General features: G+C 76.3%; 17 protein-coding genes. 9 read left to right on the top strand and 8 right to left on the bottom strand.

From position 1 onward, the window contains the following. Positions 1-19 precede the first annotated feature (19 nt). From ACFWA9_RS14410 to ACFWA9_RS14400, 3 genes are all read left to right on the top strand, one after another. Positions 20-1,246: a M48 family metalloprotease gene (locus tag ACFWA9_RS14410; RefSeq protein ID WP_380386921.1), complete on the top strand. Its 1,227-nt coding sequence runs from the start codon at positions 20-22 to the stop codon at positions 1,244-1,246. A gap of 146 nt (positions 1,247-1,392) precedes the next feature. Further along, on the top strand, positions 1,393-1,815 hold the full coding sequence (locus ACFWA9_RS14405) for a MarR family transcriptional regulator (protein ID WP_329490397.1): 423 nt from the start codon (positions 1,393-1,395) through the stop codon (positions 1,813-1,815). A gap of 144 nt (positions 1,816-1,959) precedes the next feature. Then, on the top strand, positions 1,960-3,147 hold the full coding sequence (locus tag ACFWA9_RS14400; RefSeq protein WP_380386918.1) for a PP2C family protein-serine/threonine phosphatase: 1,188 nt from the start codon (positions 1,960-1,962) through the stop codon (positions 3,145-3,147). Between the two features lie 82 nt (positions 3,148-3,229). Here the strand turns inward: ACFWA9_RS14400 and ACFWA9_RS14395 are convergent, their stop codons facing one another. After that, positions 3,230-4,666, bottom strand: a complete 1,437-nt coding sequence (locus ACFWA9_RS14395; RefSeq protein WP_380386916.1) for an ABC transporter substrate-binding protein — start codon at positions 4,664-4,666, stop codon at positions 3,230-3,232. Further along, positions 4,657-5,262, bottom strand: coding sequence for a hypothetical protein (locus tag ACFWA9_RS14390; protein WP_380386914.1), 606 nt, complete (start codon positions 5,260-5,262; stop codon positions 4,657-4,659). The genes ACFWA9_RS14395 and ACFWA9_RS14390 overlap by 10 nt, the downstream gene beginning before the upstream one ends. A gap of 144 nt (positions 5,263-5,406) precedes the next feature. Here ACFWA9_RS14390 and ACFWA9_RS14385 point away from each other — a divergent pair, with 144 nt between their 5' ends. From ACFWA9_RS14385 to ACFWA9_RS14370, 4 genes are all read left to right on the top strand, one after another. Then, positions 5,407-6,027 carry a hypothetical protein gene (locus ACFWA9_RS14385; protein ID WP_380386911.1) on the top strand — a complete coding sequence of 207 codons (621 nt, stop codon included), beginning with the start codon at positions 5,407-5,409 and terminating at the stop codon, positions 6,025-6,027. A 13-nt stretch (positions 6,028-6,040) separates the two neighbouring features. Beyond that, positions 6,041-8,017 carry an ABC transporter permease gene (locus tag ACFWA9_RS14380; protein WP_380386908.1) on the top strand — a complete coding sequence of 659 codons (1,977 nt, stop codon included), beginning with the start codon at positions 6,041-6,043 and terminating at the stop codon, positions 8,015-8,017. Beyond that, positions 8,014-8,781: an ABC transporter ATP-binding protein gene (locus ACFWA9_RS14375; protein WP_380386905.1), complete on the top strand. Its 768-nt coding sequence runs from the start codon at positions 8,014-8,016 to the stop codon at positions 8,779-8,781. The genes ACFWA9_RS14380 and ACFWA9_RS14375 overlap by 4 nt, the downstream gene beginning before the upstream one ends. 124 nt (positions 8,782-8,905) lie before the next feature. Beyond that, complete coding sequence (locus tag ACFWA9_RS14370; RefSeq protein ID WP_380386902.1) at positions 8,906-9,577, top strand: ABC transporter ATP-binding protein; 672 nt, start codon at positions 8,906-8,908, stop codon at positions 9,575-9,577. A 67-nt stretch (positions 9,578-9,644) separates the two neighbouring features. Here the strand turns inward: ACFWA9_RS14370 and ACFWA9_RS14365 are convergent, their stop codons facing one another. Together ACFWA9_RS14365 and ACFWA9_RS14360 are read right to left on the bottom strand one after the other, a co-directional pair. Beyond that, positions 9,645-10,430, bottom strand: coding sequence for an SDR family NAD(P)-dependent oxidoreductase (locus ACFWA9_RS14365; RefSeq protein WP_380386899.1), 786 nt, complete (start codon positions 10,428-10,430; stop codon positions 9,645-9,647). 126 nt (positions 10,431-10,556) lie between these two features. Then, positions 10,557-11,486, bottom strand: coding sequence for an NADP-dependent oxidoreductase (locus ACFWA9_RS14360; RefSeq protein ID WP_352287470.1), 930 nt, complete (start codon positions 11,484-11,486; stop codon positions 10,557-10,559). Positions 11,487-11,641: 155 nt separating this feature from the next. Here ACFWA9_RS14360 and ACFWA9_RS14355 point away from each other — a divergent pair, with 155 nt between their 5' ends. Then, positions 11,642-13,051 (top strand): LuxR C-terminal-related transcriptional regulator, encoded by a 1,410-nt coding sequence (locus ACFWA9_RS14355; RefSeq protein ID WP_380386896.1) that lies wholly within the window; start codon positions 11,642-11,644, stop codon positions 13,049-13,051. Between the two features lie 100 nt (positions 13,052-13,151). Beyond that, the gene (locus tag ACFWA9_RS14350; RefSeq protein ID WP_380386893.1) at positions 13,152-13,586 is read left to right on the top strand and encodes a protein phosphatase; all 435 of its coding nucleotides are present in this window, start codon (positions 13,152-13,154) and stop codon (positions 13,584-13,586) included. A gap of 65 nt (positions 13,587-13,651) precedes the next feature. Here the strand turns inward: ACFWA9_RS14350 and ACFWA9_RS14345 are convergent, their stop codons facing one another. The 4 genes from ACFWA9_RS14345 to ACFWA9_RS14330 form a co-directional block, all read right to left on the bottom strand. Continuing rightward, a complete protein-coding gene (locus tag ACFWA9_RS14345) occupies positions 13,652-14,428 on the bottom strand; it encodes a helix-turn-helix domain-containing protein (protein WP_380386890.1) in 777 nt (258 codons plus the stop codon). Positions 14,429-14,728: 300 nt separating this feature from the next. Beyond that, positions 14,729-16,030 (bottom strand): MFS transporter, encoded by a 1,302-nt coding sequence (locus ACFWA9_RS14340; protein ID WP_352287480.1) that lies wholly within the window; start codon positions 16,028-16,030, stop codon positions 14,729-14,731. Further along, on the bottom strand, positions 16,027-17,289 hold the full coding sequence (locus ACFWA9_RS14335) for an ATP-grasp domain-containing protein (RefSeq protein WP_380386887.1): 1,263 nt from the start codon (positions 17,287-17,289) through the stop codon (positions 16,027-16,029). The genes ACFWA9_RS14340 and ACFWA9_RS14335 overlap by 4 nt, the downstream gene beginning before the upstream one ends. Positions 17,290-17,389: 100 nt before the next feature. After that, complete coding sequence (locus tag ACFWA9_RS14330; protein WP_380386884.1) at positions 17,390-19,510, bottom strand: acetyl/propionyl/methylcrotonyl-CoA carboxylase subunit alpha; 2,121 nt, start codon at positions 19,508-19,510, stop codon at positions 17,390-17,392. Between the last annotated feature and the right edge of the window lie 5 nt (positions 19,511-19,515).

Raw genomic sequence — 19,515 nt, 5'->3', positions numbered from 1 at the left:
TACGGATGACAGCCGACAGATGACAGATCCGGTCAGCCCGCCTCCGGGCTCAGCGACCCCCGCCCCCGGCGCCGGTACCGGCGCGCCCGACTTCACCCCCGCCCAGCGCGCCCGGGGCCGCGCGCTGCGGCGTGCCCAGCTGCCGTGGGCCCTGGGCGGGCGGCTGGCCGGCCTTCTCCTGACGCTGCTGCTCGGGCTGACCCCGGCCGGAGCCGCTCTGGTGACGGCCGCCGGCGACCTGTTCGGCGGCTCGCGGACGGCCGAGGTGCTGGCGGGGGCGGCCGCCCTGGTCCTCCTCGGCCGGGCGGCCCAGCTGCCGTTCGCCGCCGGCGCCCGGACGGTGCGGGCCCGGTTCGGCCTGGTCACCCAGGGCTGGGGCGGCTGGGCGGTGGACGCCGTGCGCGGACTGGCGCTGGGCCTGGCCCTGGTGCTGCCCCTGGCGTTCGGACTGTTCGCGCTCACCGACCGCCGGCCGGACCGCTGGTGGCTCCCGGCCGCCGGCGCGGCGGCGCTGCTCACGGCGGCGCTCTCCTTCCTCTACCCGCTGCTGGTGGAGCCGGTCTTCAACCGCTTCACCCCGATGGCGCCCGGCCCGCTGCGGACCGCCCTGCTCGCGCTCGCCGACCAGGACGACGTCCGGGTGCGGGACGTCCTGGTGGCGGACGCCTCCCGGCGGACCACGGCCCTCAACGCGTACGTGTCCGGCCTGGGCGCGACCCGCCGGATCGTCGCCTACGACACGCTGCTGTCCACCGCCGAGCCGCGCGAGGTGGAGCTGGTGGTGGCGCACGAACTCGGGCACGTGAAGCACCGGGACGTGCTGACCGGCACGGTGCTGGGCGCGGTGGGGGCGGCCGTGGTGGTCTGCCTGATCGGCCTGCTGACCGGCTGGGGCCCGCTGCTGTCGGCGGCGGGGGCGACGGACGCGGCGGATCCGCGCGTCCTGCCGCTGATGGCGGCCTGCGCGGCCCTGCTGGGCGCCCTGTCGGGGCCGGTGCAGTGCGCGGTGAGCCGCCGGGTCGAGGCCCGGGCGGACCGGCACGCCCTGGAACTGACCTCGGACGCCGAGCAGTTCATCGCCATGCAGCGCAGACTGGCAGTGGCCAACGTGTCCGATGTCGACCCGCCCCGGGTGCTTGAGCTACTGTTCGCCACTCATCCGAGTGCCACCCGCCGGATCGCGGCCGCCCGCGCCTGGCAGGCCGCGGGAGCCACCGGCACCCCGGACGGTGCCACGACCGGCTGAGCCCGCGCCCCTGGCCGGGTGCCGGCGGCAGGCGGAACGCGGCGGGGGACGGCGGAGGACGGCGTGGCCCGACAGCACACGGCGGAGCACGGCGGAACCCAAAAACGTTGTACAGTGCAACAAATTACCGAGGAGGTAGGACCGCCGTGCCCGGCCGCGAGACATCGATCGACACCATCCAGCGCGAGCTGACCGCCTTCGCCCGGCGTGCCCGGCACAAGGCCTCCCAGCTGCACCCGGACCTCTCCCTGGTCACCTACAGCATCCTCGACCTGATCAACGAGCGCGGCGGCTGCCGGGCCGCCGACGTCGCCTCGTACTTCATGCTCGACAAGTCCACCGTGAGCCGCCAGGTCACCGCGCTCGAGAAGCTCGACCTGCTGCGCCGCGAGACCGATCCGGACGACCAGCGCGGCCAGATCCTGCGCGCCACCGAGGCCGGCCTGACCCTGCTGCGCGAGGCCAGCGAGCAGCGCCGGGTCGCCTTCACCGCCCGCTTCACCGAGTGGTCCGACGAGGACGTCGCCCGCTTCGCCGGCTACCTGGCCCGCTACGGCGCCGAGGACTGAGCCGGGGACCGGGCCGAGGACCGAGGGGCGCCGGTCCCGTCCTGCCCGTCCCGCCCCGCCCGTCCCGTCCCGCCGACAGCGGGCTGGCGGCAACGGGCCGGCGCCGGGGTGCGGGATACCGCTCCGACGGTGTACAGAGGAGAGGTGCCCCTTCGGCAGGGTCCTCGCGACCGCCGCCGGTCGTGGCGGCTCGGCCGCCACGCGCTGACGGCGCTCCCGCTCGCGCTGATCGTCGTGATCACCGTGGTCGACGTGCTGTCGCCGCCGACGATCCACCTCGGACCGCTGCTGATCGTGGCCCCCGCGATCACCGCGTCCTTCGCGGGAGCGCGGACCACCGCGGCCGTCGCCCTGCTCGCGCTCGCCGGCCTCACCGTCATCGGCATCACGCGCGACGGGCTCACCACCCCCAACCACGAGACCCAGCTCGGCGCGCAGATCGCCGTCTCGGTGCTGATCGTCGCGCTGCGGGTGCTGCGCGACCGGCACGAACGGGAGCTGGCCCAGGTCCGCTCCGTCTCCGAGGCCGCCCAGCGCGTCCTGCTGCGCCCGCTGCCGGACCGGATCGGGCCCCTGCGCCTCGCCTCCGTCTACCTCGCCGCCGAGGCCGAGGCGCAGGTCGGCGGCGACCTCTACGCGGCGGCCCGCACTCCCGGCGGCACCCGGCTGCTGGTCGGCGACGTCCGCGGCAAGGGCCTCTCCTCGCTCGGCGACGCCGCCCTCCTGCTGGGCGCCTTCCGGGCGGCCGCCCACCTGCACGCCGACCTCACCGACCTCGCCGGCTATCTGGACGGCAGCGTCCGCTGGGGCCTGGCCCGGCTCGGCGAGCAGCCCTGCGAGGAGCGGCCGGGTGACGGGACCGGTCGCGGCCACCGGTCGGGTTCGGACCGTGCCTCCACCGAGGCGGCGGCGGACGACTGCGAGGAGTCGTTCATCACCGCCGTCATCCTGGACATCCCGGACGACGGCTCGGTGGTCCGGCTGATCGACTGCGGCCACCCGCCGCCGCTGCGGCTGCGGGCCGACGGCGTCACCGCGCTGGACGCCCGTCGGCCGGCGCCGCCGCTCGGCCTGGGCGAACTGGCCCCGAGCGGCTACGAGGTGGACGAGTTCGCCTTCCTGCCCGGCGACCGCCTGCTGATCTACACCGACGGCGTGATCGAGGCCCGCGACGCCCGGCGGCGGTTCTACCCGCTCACCGAGCGCGTCACGGCCTGGTCCGCCGACCCCCCGGAGGCCCTGGTGCAGCAGGTGCGCCACGACCTGCTGGCCCACGCGGGCGGACGGCTGGACGACGACGCGGCGATCGTCGCGGTGGAGCGCCTCGGCTGAGGGCGCTCCGGGGGGCGCAGCGGCGCGCGGGTCGCCGGCGGCGGTGGTCCCGCCGTACCGCTCCGGGGCCCCGTCGGCGCCGTCACGGCCGGTAGGGCAGTTGCGGCACCTCGAAGCAGGTGGTGGTCATCGAGGCCACCTGGGTGACCCAGCCGCCCCGGCCCCTGTAGGCGGTGTCCTGCCAGCGGGCGGCGTTCAGACAGGCCCGGGTCGGCCCGGTCGGCGGGGGCTGCGGGACGAACGAGGCGGGCAGGATCAGTCCGTGCGCGTCGTAGGGCTCGGCACGGTTCATGAACCGCTCGACGCAGGCCCGGGTGAGGTAGGCGCCGCAGGAGTCCATCGCGTCGGTGAGCCACTGGGCGCCCGCCCAGCCCTCCAGCTCCCAGGCGGAGAGCAGCGGTTCGCGGTCGGGGTAGTAGCGGGACATCGCGGCGCGGAAGTCCCGCACCGCCTGGTCCTGCACGTCCTCGTAGTTGAGGCTGGCCGACGTCGCCCAGAGCGCGTTGCGGCAGCCGGGTGAGGCGCCGTAGTCGGTGCCGACGGTCTGCGACCAGTTCTGCACGTTGGTCGCCTTCGCCGCGACCCGCACCCCGGCCTCGTCGAGCGCCCGGCAGAGCGCCGCGTTGCCCCGGGTGTCCATGGCGTCGAGGAGCAGCTGCGAGCCGTCGGCGCGCACGGCGGCGGCCACCGCCTGGAAGTTCGGCAGCGCGAAGTCGACCGTCTGCATCAGGACGCGGTAGCCCTCCGCCTCCAGTCCGGCCTTCAGCTGGGCGGCGTAGCGGGCCGAGTCGGCCTGGTTGTAGGCGACCACGGCGGCGCTGGTGGTGCCCAGCCGTTCGGTGAAGAAGCGGAACACCTCGGGGGTCTGGTAGAGCGTCCCGTTCCAGCCGACGGCCTGCCCGTCGCGCGGCGCGCCGCTGCCGTAGATGCCGTAGAGGTGCGGCCAGCGGTCGTAGGCCGTGCCGATCGGCTGGCCGCCGACGTCCGGCACGCCCTTCCCGCTCACGTACGGCGCGCCCGCGTAGTCGAGCACGCTGCCGGAGACGAAGGCGAAGACGTGCTGCTGGTCGATCAGGCGGTGCACGCAGTCCTGGTTGCCGATGCCGCTGCCGCCGTCGTCGCAGGTCACCAGCTTGACGGTGCGCCCGTGCAGGCCGCCCCGGTCGTTGAGGGCCTGGACGAAGGCCTGCGCGCCGTAGCGCGGGCCGCTGAACACCTCGCTGCCGACCGGACTGGTGAGCGAGGTGACCACACCGATCCGGATCTCGGTCGCCGTGACGCCGGTGTCGGAGGCGGGGTTGGTCCCGGCGGCGGTGCTCGCGCCGGCCGGCGTGGGGCGGTGGGTGAAGGCGCTCCCCGGCAGCCGGGTGCCGCAGGCGGTGACGGCGGTGAGCAGCAGCGCGAGGAGGGCGGCGCCCCCGCAGCGGCGGCGGACGCGGCGCCGGGGGACGCGAGGGCCGGGCCGCCGACGGCAGTGCGCGTCGGCGGCCCGGCGGGACGGCAGGGCCGTCAGCCGCATCCGGGGACGGCGGCGCCGCTCCCACCGCCGGCCTGGGCGAGCAGGCCGCAGAGCGACGAGCGGGAGACCTTCCAGGTGCCGTTGTCGAGGACGGCCTGGCCGGTGGCGTCCGGCGCGACCACCGTGCCCTGGAGCGAGAGTTCGTAGGTGACGGTGGCCTCGGTCGGCGAAGTGAACGTCACGTTCGTGACCTTGGCCTTGACCTGACCGACCCGCGGATCCTGCGAGAAGCCCTGGAGCGCCGGGAGCAGCACGTCACCGTTCTGCAGCAGCGCGGCCTTCTCGGGGATGGGGGTGGTGGGGTCGAAGAACTTCTCCCAGGTGGCGGTGACCTGGTTCGTCGCGGTCGCCGGATCGGCGGGGGCGGTGGCGCCCGCGCTCACGGTGGCACCGGCGCTCGCGCTGGTGGTCGCGGTCACCGTGACGGACCCCGACGCCGGGGCGGAGATCGACACCGAGGCCGAGGGCGAGGAGCCGGACGAGCTGCTGCTGCTGCACCCGGCCACCGCGCCCACCAGCAGCAGCGCGCACAGCGCCACCGCCGGTCGCGGGACCGGGGCGCCGCCCCGACGGGTGCCGCTCTGCCTTACTCGCATGGTGTTCCTCTCGACGAACTCGGCTGCGCCGCCCGGGTCGGCGCCGACCGCTCGGGGGCGCCGCGCGGTCCGGTCCGCCGCTCTCCGGATGCTGTCCCAGGCCGATCCTGGAAATGTCGCACGTGACACCATGAAGGCGGATCCATGGACGAATCGCAATCCGAGCGCGAGAAGCCGCAGACCACCCCGAACGGGGCGGCCGGGCGGCCCGGCCGGGGGCTGCTGCGCTCGGCCGCCCGCGCCGCCCGCACGGCCCCGGGCGCCCGCGAGTGGCCGGGCTGGATCCTCGCGGCCGCCGGGGCGGCCCTGTGCGTCCTGGGCTGGTACGGCGTCTCCGGCGAGGCCTTCGTCGAACAGCAGATCCCCTATCTGGCCTCCTCCACCGTCCCGGGTGCGGCGCTGATCGTGGCGGGCATCGTGCTGGTCGCCCTGCGTTCACCCGGTCGGCCCCCGGCCCCGTCGGCCCCGCCCACCGCGGACGACCTGACCGGCCGACGGGTCGAACGGCTCTACACCCTCCTGGTCGAACCGGACCGGCCGGAGGAAGCCACGGTGCCGGAGGAGCCCGCCGCCCCCGGTACCGGTCTGCTCGCCGTCGCCGAGGGCACGCTCTACCACCGGCCCGACTGTCCGCTGGTGACCGGCAAGCACGACGCACGGCCGGTCGACGCCGCCGCCGTACGGGCACGCGGGCTCACCCCCTGCCGGATCTGCGCACCGGCCGCCCCGGACGCGGCCGCCGGCCCGGCCGACCCGGCCGGCTGAGGGGGTGCCACCCGTGCCAGACACCCCTCCCCTCGACTCCCTCGGCCTGACCGTCGACCTCGCCCTGGCCGGTCTCACCGTCGGCAGCGCGGCCGCCCTCAGCGGCATCGGCCTGGTCGTCTGCCACCGCGCGACCGGGGTGCTCAACCTCGCCCAGGGTGCCCAGGCGATGCTCATCGCCTATCTGCTGCGCGACCTGGTGGTGGTCCGGCACTGGCCGGTCTGGCCGGCGCTCGCCTTCTGCCTGCTGCTCGTCGCCCCCGCGCTCGGCGTCCTGCTGGACGTCCTGGTCTACCGGCCCCTGCAACGGCGCGGCGCCGGGACGGCCGAGACGATGGTGGCCGGTCTCGGCGTGTTCGTGCTGCTCATCGGGGTGGCGGTGCTGGTCTGGGGCACCGCCCCGCTGAGCGGCGCGCCCTCCCCGTTCGGCGCCGAGCCGATCGCCCTCCCCGGCGGGCACACCCTGCGCCCCGACACCGTGGCGCAGCTCGCCGCCATCCTGGTGCTCGCCCTGACGGTGGCCGCCACCACCCGTTTCACCCGGTTCGGCCTCCAGGTGCGGGCCGTCGTCGACGACCGCCGGCTGGCCCGGCTGGCCGGGGTGAACGCGGACCGGGTCTCGGCGGCGGGCTGGGCGTTCGGCTCCTTCACCGCCGGGCTGGTCGGCGTCGCCCTCGCGCCGTACCTGCTGCTCGACCCGTACGGGCTGCCGCTGCTGGTGATGGAGACGATGGCGGTCGCGGTGGCGGCGCGGCTGCGCAGCATCCCGGTGGCGGTGGCGACCGGCCTCGGCCTCGGGATCGCGCAGGCCGAGCTGACCAGGCTGCGGCCGGCCGGCCAACTGCTGCCGCTGGTACAGGCGGTGCAGGCCAACCTGTTCGTGGTGGCGCTACTGGCCGCCGCGCTGCTGGCCGGCCCGCGGATCACCGGCGGCGCGGGTGACCGCGCCCCGCTCGCGGTGCCCGGACCGGCCGGCGGGGGCCGGGCGGCCCGGGCGGTCTGCCTGGTACTGCTCCTGCTGCCGCTGGGCTTCCGTGACAACGACCTGCGCAGCGCGCTGCTGGTGCCCGCGCTCGCCCTGGTCCTGCTCTCGATCGTGGTGGTGACCGGGTACGGCGGGCAGATCTCGCTCGGCCAGGCCGGGTACGCCGGGCTCGGCGCGCTGGGCACCGCGCTGCTGATGTCCGGGCGGATCCCGGCCGTCCCGCCGCTGCCCGCCGTCCCCGCGCTGCTGTGCGCGGTGCTGGCCACCGCCCCGCTCGGGCTGCTCACCGGCTGGCCGGCGATCCGGCGGCGCGGTCCGGCGCTGGCCCTGGTCACCTTCGCGGTCGGGACGGCGATGAGCCGCTTCGTCTTCCAGCAGCCGTACGCGACCACCGGGCTCACCCTGAACCGGCCCGCCTTCCTGGCCGGCGACCGCGCCTTCTACCTGGCCGAGCTGGTGCTGCTCGGGCTGGGCCTGCTGGCGGTGCGGGGTCTGCACCGGGGCCGGCCGGGCCGGGCCCTGACCGCGATGCGCGACCACGAACCGGGCGCGGTCGCGGCAGGCGTCAACGTGCCCGGGCTGAAGCTGTTCGCCTTCGTGGCCGGGGCGGCGCTGGCCGCGCTCGGCGGCGGGCTGATGGGCCTGGCCGGGCGCGCCTTCGACCCGGCCTCGTTCGATCCGGTGCGCGGGCTGCTCTGGTTCGCCGCGGTGGTGGTGGCCGGTGCGGACAGCGCGCTCGGCGCGGTGCTGGCCGCCGCGCTGCTGATCGGCCTGGACGCGGGCACGGTGGCCGGGGTGTCGGCCGTCGCGGTCGGTCTGCTGGCGGCGGCGATCGGCCGCCTGCCGGGCGGTCTCGCCGGCGCCGCCGCCCGCCTCTCCCGCCGCCACCCGGCGCACCCGCCCGCCACGCTGCCGCCGGGCCGCCTGACCGCGACCGGCCGCCGGGTCCGCACCCTGATCACGGCCCGGCAGGCCGCCGCCCGGGGCGAGGAGGCACGACCGTGAGCCCGGCGGGCAGTGGCCGGGCCCGGCTGACGGTCCGGGGTGTGATCCGCCGGTACGGCGGCATCGAGGCCGTCGCCGGGGTCGACCTCACCGCGCCACCGGGGCGGATCACCGCACTGATCGGGCCGAACGGCGCCGGCAAGAGCACCCTGTTCGACTGCCTGGCCGGGACGGTCCGCCCGGACGCCGGCCGGGTGCTGCTCGGCGGCCGGGACGTCACCCGGCTGCCCGCGTACGCCCGGGTGCGGCTCGGCCTGGCCCGGACCTTCCAGCAGATCGCCGTCTTCCCGACCCTCTCGGTGGCGGACAACGTCCGGATCGGCGCCGAGCGGCGGCACCGCCGCCGTCCGGACGCGCGTGCCGTCGACACGGCGACGGCGCGGGCGCTCGCCCTGTTCGGCCTCCAGGACCTCGCGGCGGAGCCGGCCGGTGAGCAGCCGACCGGGGTGCTGCGCCTACTGGAGCTGGCCCGCGCACTGGCGGGCGACCCGCAGGTACTGCTGCTGGACGAGCCGGCGGCCGGCCTGGACACCGCCCAGACCGCCCGGCTGGTCGCCGCCCTGCGTGGCCTGGCCGACCGGGGTACGGCGCTGCTGCTGGTCGAGCACGACCCCGACCTGGTCGGCGAGTTGGCCGACACCGTGTACGCGATGGCCGGCGGCCGGGTGGTGGCCTGCGGACCGGCGGCCGGCGTGCTCGCCGACGCCCGGGTGGCCCGGGCCTGGGGCGGGGCCGCGCCGGGGGCCGGGGTGGGCGCACCGTGACCGTCGAAGCCGCCCGTGTCCGCCGGGGACCACCGGAAGCCCCGCACGAGCCGGCCCCCGCCTCCCCCGTCTCCCCCGCCTCCCCCGCCGACCGCACCGCTCGGGCGACCCGGGCGGGCACCCGATGACCGTCGAAGCCGCACTCCACGGCGCCCGCGTCCGCTACGGACCGCTGGAGGCCCTGCACGGGGTGGACCTCGCCTTCCCCGCCGGTGCGGTCACCGTCCTGCTCGGCCGCAACGGGTCCGGGCGGACCACCGTGCTGCACGCCCTGGCCGGGCTGGTCCGGCCCGCCGCCGGCCGGGTGGTCTGGCGGGGGCGGGACGTCACGGCGCTCGGTGTCCACCAGCGGGTCCGGCTGGGGCTGACGCTGGTACCGGCGGAGCGGGCGGTGTTCGCCTCGCTCACGGTGGCCGAGCACCTCGGCCTCGGCGGCGCCCCCGCCGAGGACGTGCTCGCGCTCCTGCCCGAACTGACCGCCCTGCTGCCCCGGCCGGCCGGGACGCTCTCCGGCGGGCAGCAGCAACTGGTCGCCCTGGCACGTGCGTTGGCGGGCCGGCCGAGCCTGCTCCTGCTGGACGAGCCGGACCGGGGGCTGGCCCCGGCCGTGGCCGAACGGCTGCACGCGCACCTGCTCGACACGGCCGCCGCCGAGGGCCGGGCGGTCGTGCTGACCGCGCGGTCGCTCCCTCGCAGCCTCACCGGCGCGGCCGTCGTCCATGTGCTGCACCGGGGCGAGGTCGGCTTCTCCGGGGAGCCCGCCGAGCTCGTCGGCCGACCGGCCGGGGCACGGTGACCCGTCCGGGGCACCGCCCGCACACCCGCCCGCGCGCCCCGGGGCCGCTGCGCCCGGCCGACGCGCCCTACTGCGCCAGGTACCCGCCGTCCACCGGGAGGACCGCGCCGGTGATGAAGGAGGCGTCGTCGGAGGCCAGGAAGAGGACCGCCGCCGCCACCTCGGCGGGAGTGCCGAGCCGGCCCATCGGGTGCAGCTTCTCGATCGCCGTCAGGTAGTCGGAGCCGCCCGGCTCGTCCTGGAGGCGGCGGACGCGCTCGGTGGTGATGGTGCCGGGAGCGACGGCGTTGACCCGGATGCCGCGGTCGGCCCACTCGACGGCCAGGTGCTTGGTCAGACCGGACGCCACGAACTTGGCAGGCCCGTAGACGGCCTGGCCGCGCTGGCCGGCCTCGCCGGAGATCGAGGAGAGGCAGACGATCGCGCCGCCGACGCCGCCGGGCCCGGCCATCGCCTCGATCGCGTACTTGCAGGTGAGGAACATCCCCCGGCCGTCGACGGCCATCACCCGGTCCCACTCCGCGGCGTCGGCCTCGGTGATCTCCGACAGCGGGAGCACCCCCGCGTTGGCGACCAGGACGTCGATCCGGCCGTGCCGCTCGACGGCGGCGGCGATCATCCGGCGGGCGTCGTCCTCGCGGGAGACATCGCCGACCACCGTACTGACCGCCCGCGGCAGCTCGTCCGCCAGCCGCCGCAGACCCTCGGCGTCGAGGTCCGTCGCGACCACCCGCGCGCCCTCCCGGGCGAAGCGTTCGGCCACCGCACGGCCGATCCCACTCGCCGCACCCGTCACCACGCACGACTTGCCCGCCAGCCGCCCGGCACCCGGGGATTCGATCGCATCAGCCATGACATCGGACTCTACCGACTGACCGTCAGATAAACCGGCACACCGCGCAGTTGGGTCAGGCCGCGATCGGGGCGGCTCCACCCCGCCGCAGACCGCGGCACCCGGCGGACCTCCCCGGCGCCGGCGTCAGCCGACGGTGAGGACGAGCTTGCCCCGGACGTGCCCCTGCTCGCTCACCCGGTGCGCCCGGTCCACCTCCGCCAGCGGGAACACCTGGTGCAGCGGGAGGTGCAGCGTGCCCTCCTCGTGCAGCGCGAGCACGGCGGCCAGCGCGGGGCCGTGGTGGTGGACGGTGTCCGAGCCGGCGCTGAACCGCACGCCGTACTTGGCCGAGCCCTCGTGGTCGGCGATGGTCAGCACCTGCTCCGGTCCGCCGGCCAGCTCGATCGAGAGCGGCAGGACGTCACCCTGGCCGGCCGCGTCCAGCACCCGGTCCACCCCCTCCGGCGCCACCGCCCGGACCCGCTCGGCCAGACCGTCGCCGTACGTCACGGGGATCGCGCCCAGCTCGCGCAGGTACGGGTGGTTGGCCTCGCTCGCGGTGCCGATCACCCGGATCCCGCGCGAGCGGGCGAACTGCAGCAGGATCGTGCCCACCCCGCCCGCCGCGCCGTGCACCAGCAGCGTCTGGCCGCGCTCCACGCCCAGCAGGTGAAGCGCCCGCCAGGACGTCTCGGCCGCGACCGGGAGCCCCGCGGCCTGCTCCCAGCTCAGCCCGGCCGGCTTGCGGACCACGTCGCCGGCGCCCACCACGGCGTGTTCGGCGTAGCCGCCGCCGCGGACCGAGCCGAACACCTCGTCCCCGGGCGCCCACTCGTCCACCCCCTCGCCGACGGCCTCCACCACACCGGCCACCTCGAAACCGGCGACGTGCGGGAAGGTCACCGGGAACAGGCCCTCCATCGCGCCGCTGCGCAGCTTGTGGTCCACCGGGTTCACGCCCGCCGCCCGGACGGCGATCCGGATCCGGCCGGGGCCGGGAGCGGGCAGGTCGATCTCGATCGGGTGCAGCACGTCCGCGCCGCCGAATGCGGAGAAGGCGATGGCCTTGGTCATGGGAGTCCCACTGTCCTTCACTGGTCGGAGAGTTCGTCGGTCTGACGGTCTCCAGCCTGGTCGCGGGAGGGGCGGTCCCCGGCCCGCCGTTCGGCCGGTTCCGCCTGGCCGAACGGCCAGGCACCCGCGCGGACCGGGTGACTAGGCTGGAACCCATGGCGAACCACGGGGCAGGCGACGGGGCGGGAAGCGCGGCGACTGGACACGCGAGGGCCGGGAACGCGGCGCAGGCCCCGGACGGAGCCGGGCACGCCGGGCACCGGCAGCGCGGCTGGGAGCGCCCCGAGGACGTGCTCGCCCAGGTGGTGGCGGTGCTGGGGGCGCCGAGGCCACAGCTCCTCCCGCGCCTCTCCGCCGTCCTCGCCGATCTCGTCCCGCACACCGCCCTCGCCCAGCTGAGCGGCGTCTGCACCTACTCCCCCGCCCTCGCCCACGGTCCGACCGAGCTCACCGGGCGGATCACCACCCGGGAACTGGCCGGGCTGGCCGAGGCGGTGGCACCCGGTCTGCCCTGGCAGGGCGAGGCGGTCCTGGCGGACCGGCCGCGGTCGGCCGTCGCGGTCTCCGCCGCCCCGCCCGGCAGCAACGGCGCGCTGCTGGTGCTGGTCCGGACGGGCGGCGAGCGGCTGCCCGACCAGCCGCTCGCCGTCCTGCAGCAGCTCTGGGAGCTGCTGGTCACCCACTCCCACCACCGGGCCGTCGACGCCGCCCCCGCGTACGCCGCCACGTCACGGGCCTCCGCCGGTGCCCGGGCCCGGGCCATCGCCGAGCTGAGCGGCGCGCACGCCTCGGCGCTCTCCGCGATCCTCGCGCCGCTGCGCTCCGCCGCCCTGGACGACGCCACCGCCCGCCGCAGCGCCACCGAGCTGGCCGTCGGCGCGCTGCTGGACCTGCGCGCGGGCGCCGACCTCGACCGGGAGCTGAGCGAGGAGCCCGCCGCCACCGCCTTCGCCCGGCTCGCGGACGAGATCCGCCCGCTGCTGCGGCACAGCCCCGTCCGGCTCGACCTGCCGGCCCCGGCGGCGGGCGGGCGCTCCCTCCCCGCCGAGATCGCGCACACCGCCCGGGCGGCCGTCCGGTCGGCCGTGCTCACCATGATGGAACAGGACGGTCTGACGCGCCTGCACGTGAGTTGGCAGTTCGTCGCGGACGTCCTGCGGATCGTGGTGCGCGACGACGGCCCGGGCCTGCTCGGCGCCGACACCCTGGCCGTGCACCGGACGGCGGACCGGATCACCGCCGTGGGCGGCCGGCTCGCGGTGGACGCCGTTCCCGGCTGGGGCACCACCGTCACCGTCGACCTGCCGCTGAGCGCCCCGGCGGCGACCGGCGGGCCGGACCCCCTGGAGGGCTTGCAGCCCCGGGAGCTGGAGGTGCTCGACCAGCTCGCCCGGGGCCGGCGCAACCGGGAGATCGCCGGCGCCCTGCTGATCAGCGAGTCCACGGTGAAGTTCCACGTCGCCAACATCCTGGGCAAGCTGGGCGTGACCTCGCGCGGGGAGGCCGCCGCTCTGGCGCACCGCGCCGGTCTGCCCGCCCCGACCGGCCTGTACGCGGCCTCCTGACCCGCGCGGACCCGCGGCACGGAACGGCCGGGTGCTGCCACCCGGCCCGGCCCCGCCCGCGACCACCCGCGACCGGCCGGACGCGCCGTAGGCTCGCCGGATGACCGCCTCCGCCACCTGGGACCCCGCCGCCGCCGGGGTGCTGCGCCTGCCGTCCGGCCGACTCGTCCGGGGGCGCGGCCTGCGGCGGCCGCTGCCGCCCGGGCCGCAACCCGCCTTCGGCCTCTACCTGCTGGGGCACCGGCCGCCGGCCGTCCCCTGGGCGAGCCGCTGGCTCCGCTGGCCGGACTTCCGGCTGCCCGCCGACCGGGCCGAGGCGGCGGCCGCCCTCCGGGAGGCCTGGGAGCGGGCGGCGTCCGAGCGGGTCGAGCTGGCCTGCGCCGGCGGGCTCGGCCGGACGGGCACCGCGCTGGCCTGCGTGGCCGTGCTGGACGGCGTCCCGGCCGGCGAGGCGGTCGCCTTCGTGCGGGAGCGCTACGACCGGCGCGCCGTCGAGACCCCCTGGCAGCGCCGGTTCGTGACGCGGTTCCACTGACGCCGCGCCCGGCCGCCCCGCCCCCGCTCGTGCCCCGGGGCGGGCGGCCCCGGGGCACCCCGCGGTCAGACCCCGGGCGGGGGCCCCAGGACGACGAAGCTGAGGTCCGGTCGGCCACCGGGGGTGAGGACCTGGGCGACCGTCTCGATCGGTTCGGGCGAGAGGTGCGGCAGCCGCAGGGCGAAGCGGTCGCCGTCCCGGTTGGCGACCACGCAGGCCCGGCCGGCCCAGAGCCGGCGGCAGAGCGGGTCGCGCAGCACGTCGGTGAGCAGGGCGACCACCGACTCGTCCCCGGGGTAGCGGGCCAACGCGAAGCGGATCATGGCGAGGGTCATCCGGGCCTGCCACGTCCAGTCGGCGACCTGTTCGCGGGCCTCCGGGGCGGTCAGCACCCAGCGGGCGAAGTTGGCCCCGGGCCTGCTCATCCAGGGGAACCACTCGGCGGCGGCCCGGTTGTGGCCGACGACGGTCCAGGCGCGGTCGGCGATGAAGGCCGGTCTCGGCATCTGCCGGTCGACCAGCTCCTGGAGGGCTGTGAGGTCCTCCGGCCGAGCCGGGCCGGCGGCCGGGGTGCCGCCCATCGCGTAGAGGTAGAGGGTGGCGCGCTCGTCGGCGTCGAGCAGCAGGACGTCGGCGAGCAGCGCCAGCAGTCTGGGGTCGAAGCGGGCGGTGCCGCCTCGCTCCAGGTCGCGGTACCAGCGCTCGCTCATGCCGAGTCTGGTGGCGACGACCATCTGGGGAAGCGGCTTGGCCAGCCCCATTCGCAGGCCGGGGAGTTCGGCGGTGGTCGACGCTTCGTGGTCGAGGGGGATGGGGATGCTCAGTGCCTCGCGCAGCACCATGGCTCACTCCGGTCTGTTCCTGCATTCGACGATGACGGCCCCGAGGGGGGACGTGTCGAATTCGGACAGCCCGAAGTACCGGCGCGGCTGGTGGTTCGTCAGCCCGGTCGGTGATGACAAGTCCCCTTGCTGAACGGCTGGTTCAGTGGCTGGACCGACATCGGAAAGGCAGACCGGGGAACGTCGCGACCGAGCGTCGCAGCATGAAGTCCACCCCCCGGTGTGCCCGCGTGGCCCTTGACACGCTCTAGGGGGACTGTACTTGCTCGGTTGTGATCGTTCAAGCAACGCAGAGTGACATCAGCCGGTCAGCGCCTCCTGGGAAACGGCCGGTGACTTCTGGATGCCGGTGCGGCCGGCGAGCACCGTCACGGTGGTCGCGCCCGCGAACAGCGCGGCGAGCAGCACCCAGCCGATCGCGCCGGCCGGCAGCAGCAGACCGGTGGCCAGGAACGGGCCGACGATCAGCTGCGCGCTCATGCCCGTGCTGAACAGCGACAGGTAGCGGGAGCGGCCCACCGGCGGCGACAGCTCGTAGGAGATCTCCCAGCGCGAGACGGCGTGCAGGTTCTCCCCCACGGTCAGCAGCGCGACGGCGACCACCGCGGCGGCCAGCGCCAGGTACTTGCCCCGGCCGTCGGCGAAGGCGAAGAACGCGCAGGCCAGCACCAGGAAGAGGCAGGCGACCCGGAGCATCCGCAGCGCCTTGGCCAGCCCCTGGGCGAACCGGGCCACCGAGAGCTGGAGCACCACGGTCAGCACGGTGTTGATCGCCAGCAGGGCCGAGCTGGCACTGGCCGGCAGCCCGGCCCGGTCGACCACCCAGAGCGGCAGCAGGATGAACAGCACGCAGTCGTGCAGCATCAGCACCGCGTTGGCGGCCGTGACCAGCAGGAACCGCCGGTCCCGGTACGGCGAGCCGGAGCCGCCCTCCGCCCCGGCCTCGGCGGGCGCGGCGGCCGGCGCGGCCGACGATCCGGCCACCCGGCCGGCCCGCACCACGGCGAGCGCGACGGCGGCGAAGGCGGCCGCGTTGAACAGGAAGAGCGCCACGAAGGCGGCCCGGGAGTGCGCGGCCTGCACCAGGGCGGCCAGCAGGAAGCCGGCGGTGAGGCCGATGTTGGTGATGGCGCGCAGCGAGGCCATCGTCTTGGTCCGCTCGGCGGCCCCCTCGAACTCGCCGACGATCACCTGGAGCAGCGGCGAGCAGGCCCGCGCGGCGGCGATGGTCAGACAGGTGACGACCAGGTAGCCGGCGTAACTGCCGACCAGGGCGTACCCGATGAAGCCGAGCGCGCGGACCAGCGTCAGCGCCACGTAGACCGGCCGGGCACCGAGCCGGTCCGCGAGCGGGCCGAAGACCAGCGGGCTGAGCAGGCCGGCGATGTTGGCCGCGGCGATCGCGGTGCCGACCGCGACCGCCGTGATGTCGAGGTAGCGGACGAAGTAGAGCGTGGCGGTGGCCAGGTAGAGGCCGTTGGCGACCGCGTCCACGGTGGTCCCGGCGGCCATGATCCGGCCCTGCCGGGAGGCGGGCAGCAGCGTGGCGGTCAGCCGGCTCAGCAGGCCGGCCGCCCGGGGCGGGGCGTCCGTGTGCGTCATGCCGGCTCCACCGTCCGGGCCGGCTCCACCGTGAAGCGGACCGAGTCGGCCAGCTCGCGGGCGAGCTTGCGGGCCTGGTCCGGGGTGTCGGCCCCGACCACGATCACGCCCGCCCGGTCCCCGGAGGTGCGCAGCGGGCGGACGGTGCCGCCGGGTCCGACCGCGAGGTCGGCGTAGAGCACGTCCGGGTGGTTCGCCGCCTCCGTCCACCCCTCGACCGCGGTCACCAGGCCGGGCGGCGGGGTGAGGTAGCGGGCGGCGGCGGCCCGGACCGGCGTCGGCGCGGCCTCGTCGCGCGGCAGGCCCAGCAGGTCGTCGTAGAGGAGGCCGAACAGCTCCAGGCCGGGGACGACGTGGGCGAGCATCCGGTGGATCCAGTCGCCGCCGAACCGCCCGTGCACCTCGCCGAGCACGATGCCGTCCGGGCTCAGCCAGAGTTCGACGTGGAAGCCGCCGACGCGCAGGCCCAGCACGGCGAGCGCCGCCTTGACCTGACGCTCAATCTCCTCACGCTGCGTGTCCGGTAGTTCGGCCGGGAGGATGTGGCCGACCTCGACGAAGAACGGCGGCTCCACCTTCTCCTTCTCGGTGACCGCGAGGACGACCGGCTCGCCGCCGAGGAAGAGGCCCTCGACGCTGTACTCGGCGCCCTGGACGAACTCCTCGACCAGGAAGGGGTTGCGGCCGGGCAGCAGCGCGATCGCGGCGGGCAGTCCGTCCGGTCCGGTGATCCGGCTGACGCCCGTACTGCCCATCGCGTCACGGGGCTTGACGATCCACGGCCCGGTGGAGCCGCGCAGGAACTCCGCCGCCTCCGCCTCGTCCGCGCAGAGCCGGACGGCGGGCTGCCGGAAGCCGGCGGCGGCCAGGGCGGTCCGGCAGGCGTCCTTGGTGCGGACCCGTCGGACGGCCCCGGCCGGGTTGCCCGGCAGGCCCAGTGCCTCGGCGGTCTCGGCTGCGGCCACCTGGGCCATCTCCTGGAGGGCGAGGACGGCGTCGAAGCGCTCGCCCGCGGCGGCCCGGTCGCGCGCCCAGGCGGCGGACTCGCCGGGGTTGGCGAAGTCCACCGCCGAGACGGCGCCGGCCTGTTCGGCCACCCCGGGGGTGGCGGCGAGGACGGCCTCCTGGTTCGTCAGGTGGGTCCGCAGCCCGCGCGCGTGGGCCTGGTCCAGGGCGAGCCGCGCCATGTCGAGGCCGAGCGGCACCGCCCGTACCCCGCCGACCAGCAGCAGCTTCCGGGGGGTTGGTTCAGCGGGCATGAGAGGGCTCCTTGCGTGCGTGGTGCGGGGGGGTGCTACTTCAACTGACCGGGGGGTGGGGCGGATCGGGCGGATCGGGCGGATCGGGCGGGTTGGGCGCTCAGGCTTCGGCGTCGGCGTCGAGTTCGACCAGGACCTGTTCGGTCGCCACCAGGTCGCGCACGGCGCAGCGGATCGCGGTGACGACGCCCGAGAACGGGGCGAGGATGCGGTTCTCCATCTTCATCGCCTCGACGATGACGAGGGCGTCCCCCTCCTCGACCCGGTCGCCGACCTCGCAGAGCAGTCCGACCACCGTGCCCGGCATCAGCGACTTGACGGCGTTGTCGGCGGCCCCGGAGCCGCCCTCGGCGAAGCTCTGGGCGGCCAGCGCCACCCGGTGCCCGTCGACGGAGAGCTCCCAGCCGGCGGGGCTGCGCAGACCGGTCCAGCGCCGGTCGCCGACGGTGCCCCGGTACAGGCCGGGGTGGCCCGGTACGGCGGCGACCGTGACGGTGAACGGGGCGGACTCGACCTGGACGTCCACGGCGGCGCCGCGCCGTCCGGTGAGTCCGGCCTGCAGCGTCCGCCGGCCGTGCCGCAGCACGACCCGGCCGAACGGCGCGACCGGGTCCAGCCGGTGGCGGTCGAACGGGCCGACCGCGCCGTGCCACGGCGAGGCGGGGGCGTCGTCGACGGGCGGCAGCTGCATCGCGGCCGCGCAGGCCGCGGCGGCCAGGACCCGGTCGGTGCGGCCGGCGGGGCCGGCCGGCTCGCCCTGCGTCGGCTGCCCGGTCCCGGTCGAGACCAGGGCGTCCACCAGGTGGGTGTCCATCCGCCCGGCGACCACGGCGGGGGCCTGGAGGAGTTCGGCGAGGAAGCCGAGGTTGGTGGTCAGCCCGGGCAGGGCGGTGTCGCGGACGGCCGGGAGCAGCCGGCGCAGGGCGCTCGGGCGGTCCGGGCCGTGCGCGATCAGCTTGGCGAACATCGGGTCGTAGAAGGCCGGGACCTCGGCGCCGCCGCCGAAGACGGCACCGCCGAAGGCCGCGTCACCGCCCGGACCGCCCGCGAAGGCCGGTTCCGGCGCGGCGGAGCCGGACGCGGCCCCGTCGGTGCCCGATCCGGTGTCGTCGAACGCCGCCTCCACCCGGATGCCGGCCGGCCAGCGGACCGCCGCCGCGCGGCCCGGCGCGGGCCGGAACCCGTCGGCCGGGTCCTCGGCGTAGACGCGGACCTCGACGGCGTGGCCGGTCGCGGTGATCTCGTGCTGGTCGAGCGGCAGCCGCTGCCCGTCGGCGACTCTCAGCTGCCATTCCACCAGGTCGACGCCGGTGATCTCCTCGGTGACCGGGTGCTCCACCTGGAGCCGGGTGTTGACCTCCAGGAAGTAGCAGCGGTCGGTGGCGTCCAGGATGAACTCGAAGGTGCCGGCGTTGACGTAGCCGAGCGACCGGGCGCCGCGGACGGCCGCCTCCAGCAGCTCCGCGCGGACGGCGGGCGCCAGGTTGGCGGCCGGGGCCTCCTCGACGATCTTCTGGTGGCGGCGCTGCAGCGAGCACTCGCGCTCGAAGAGGTGCACCACGTTCCCGTGGTCGTCGCCGAAGACCTGGACCTCGATGTGGCGGGGCCGCTCCACGTACCGCTCGACCAGCAGCCGGCCGTCGCCGAAGTTGCTGCGGCCCAGCCGGACGGCCTCGGCCACCGCCTCGGGCAGCTCGGCGGCCGCGCGGACCACCTGCATGCCCTTGCCGCCGCCGCCCGCGACGGGCTTCAGGATCACCGGGTAGCCGATCCGCTCGGCGTCGGCAAGGATCTCCTCGGCCGACTCGGTGGCCGTCCCGGAGCCGGGCAGCACCGGGACCCCGGCGGCGGCCATCAGCGCGCGGGCGGTCGACTTGTCGCCCATCGCGGTGATCGTGGCGGCGTCCGGGCCGACCCAGACCAGCCCGGCCCCGGCGACCGCCGCCGCGAAGCCGGGGTGCTCGGAGAGGAAGCCGTAGCCGGGGTGGACGGCGTCGCAGCCGGTCCGGACGGCGGCGTCGACCAGCGCGTCGACGTCCAGGTAGCTCTCGGCGGCCGCGGCGGGGCCGATCCGGACCCGCTCGACGGCGCCCGCCAGGTGGGCCGAGGAGCGGTCGGCGTCGGAGTGGACCGCCACGTACTCGATGCCGAGCCGGCGGCAGGTGCGGGCGATCCGCCGGGCGATCTCGCCGCGGTTGGCGATCAGGAGACGCTTGATCATTTCCG

This window comes from Kitasatospora sp. NPDC059973 (assembly GCF_042737525.1).
In the GTDB taxonomy this organism is placed as follows: Bacteria; Actinomycetota; Actinomycetes; order Streptomycetales; family Streptomycetaceae; genus Kitasatospora.
Note: the sequence above shows the minus strand (reverse complement) of the source record. Positions and strands in the feature narration are given on the sequence as shown.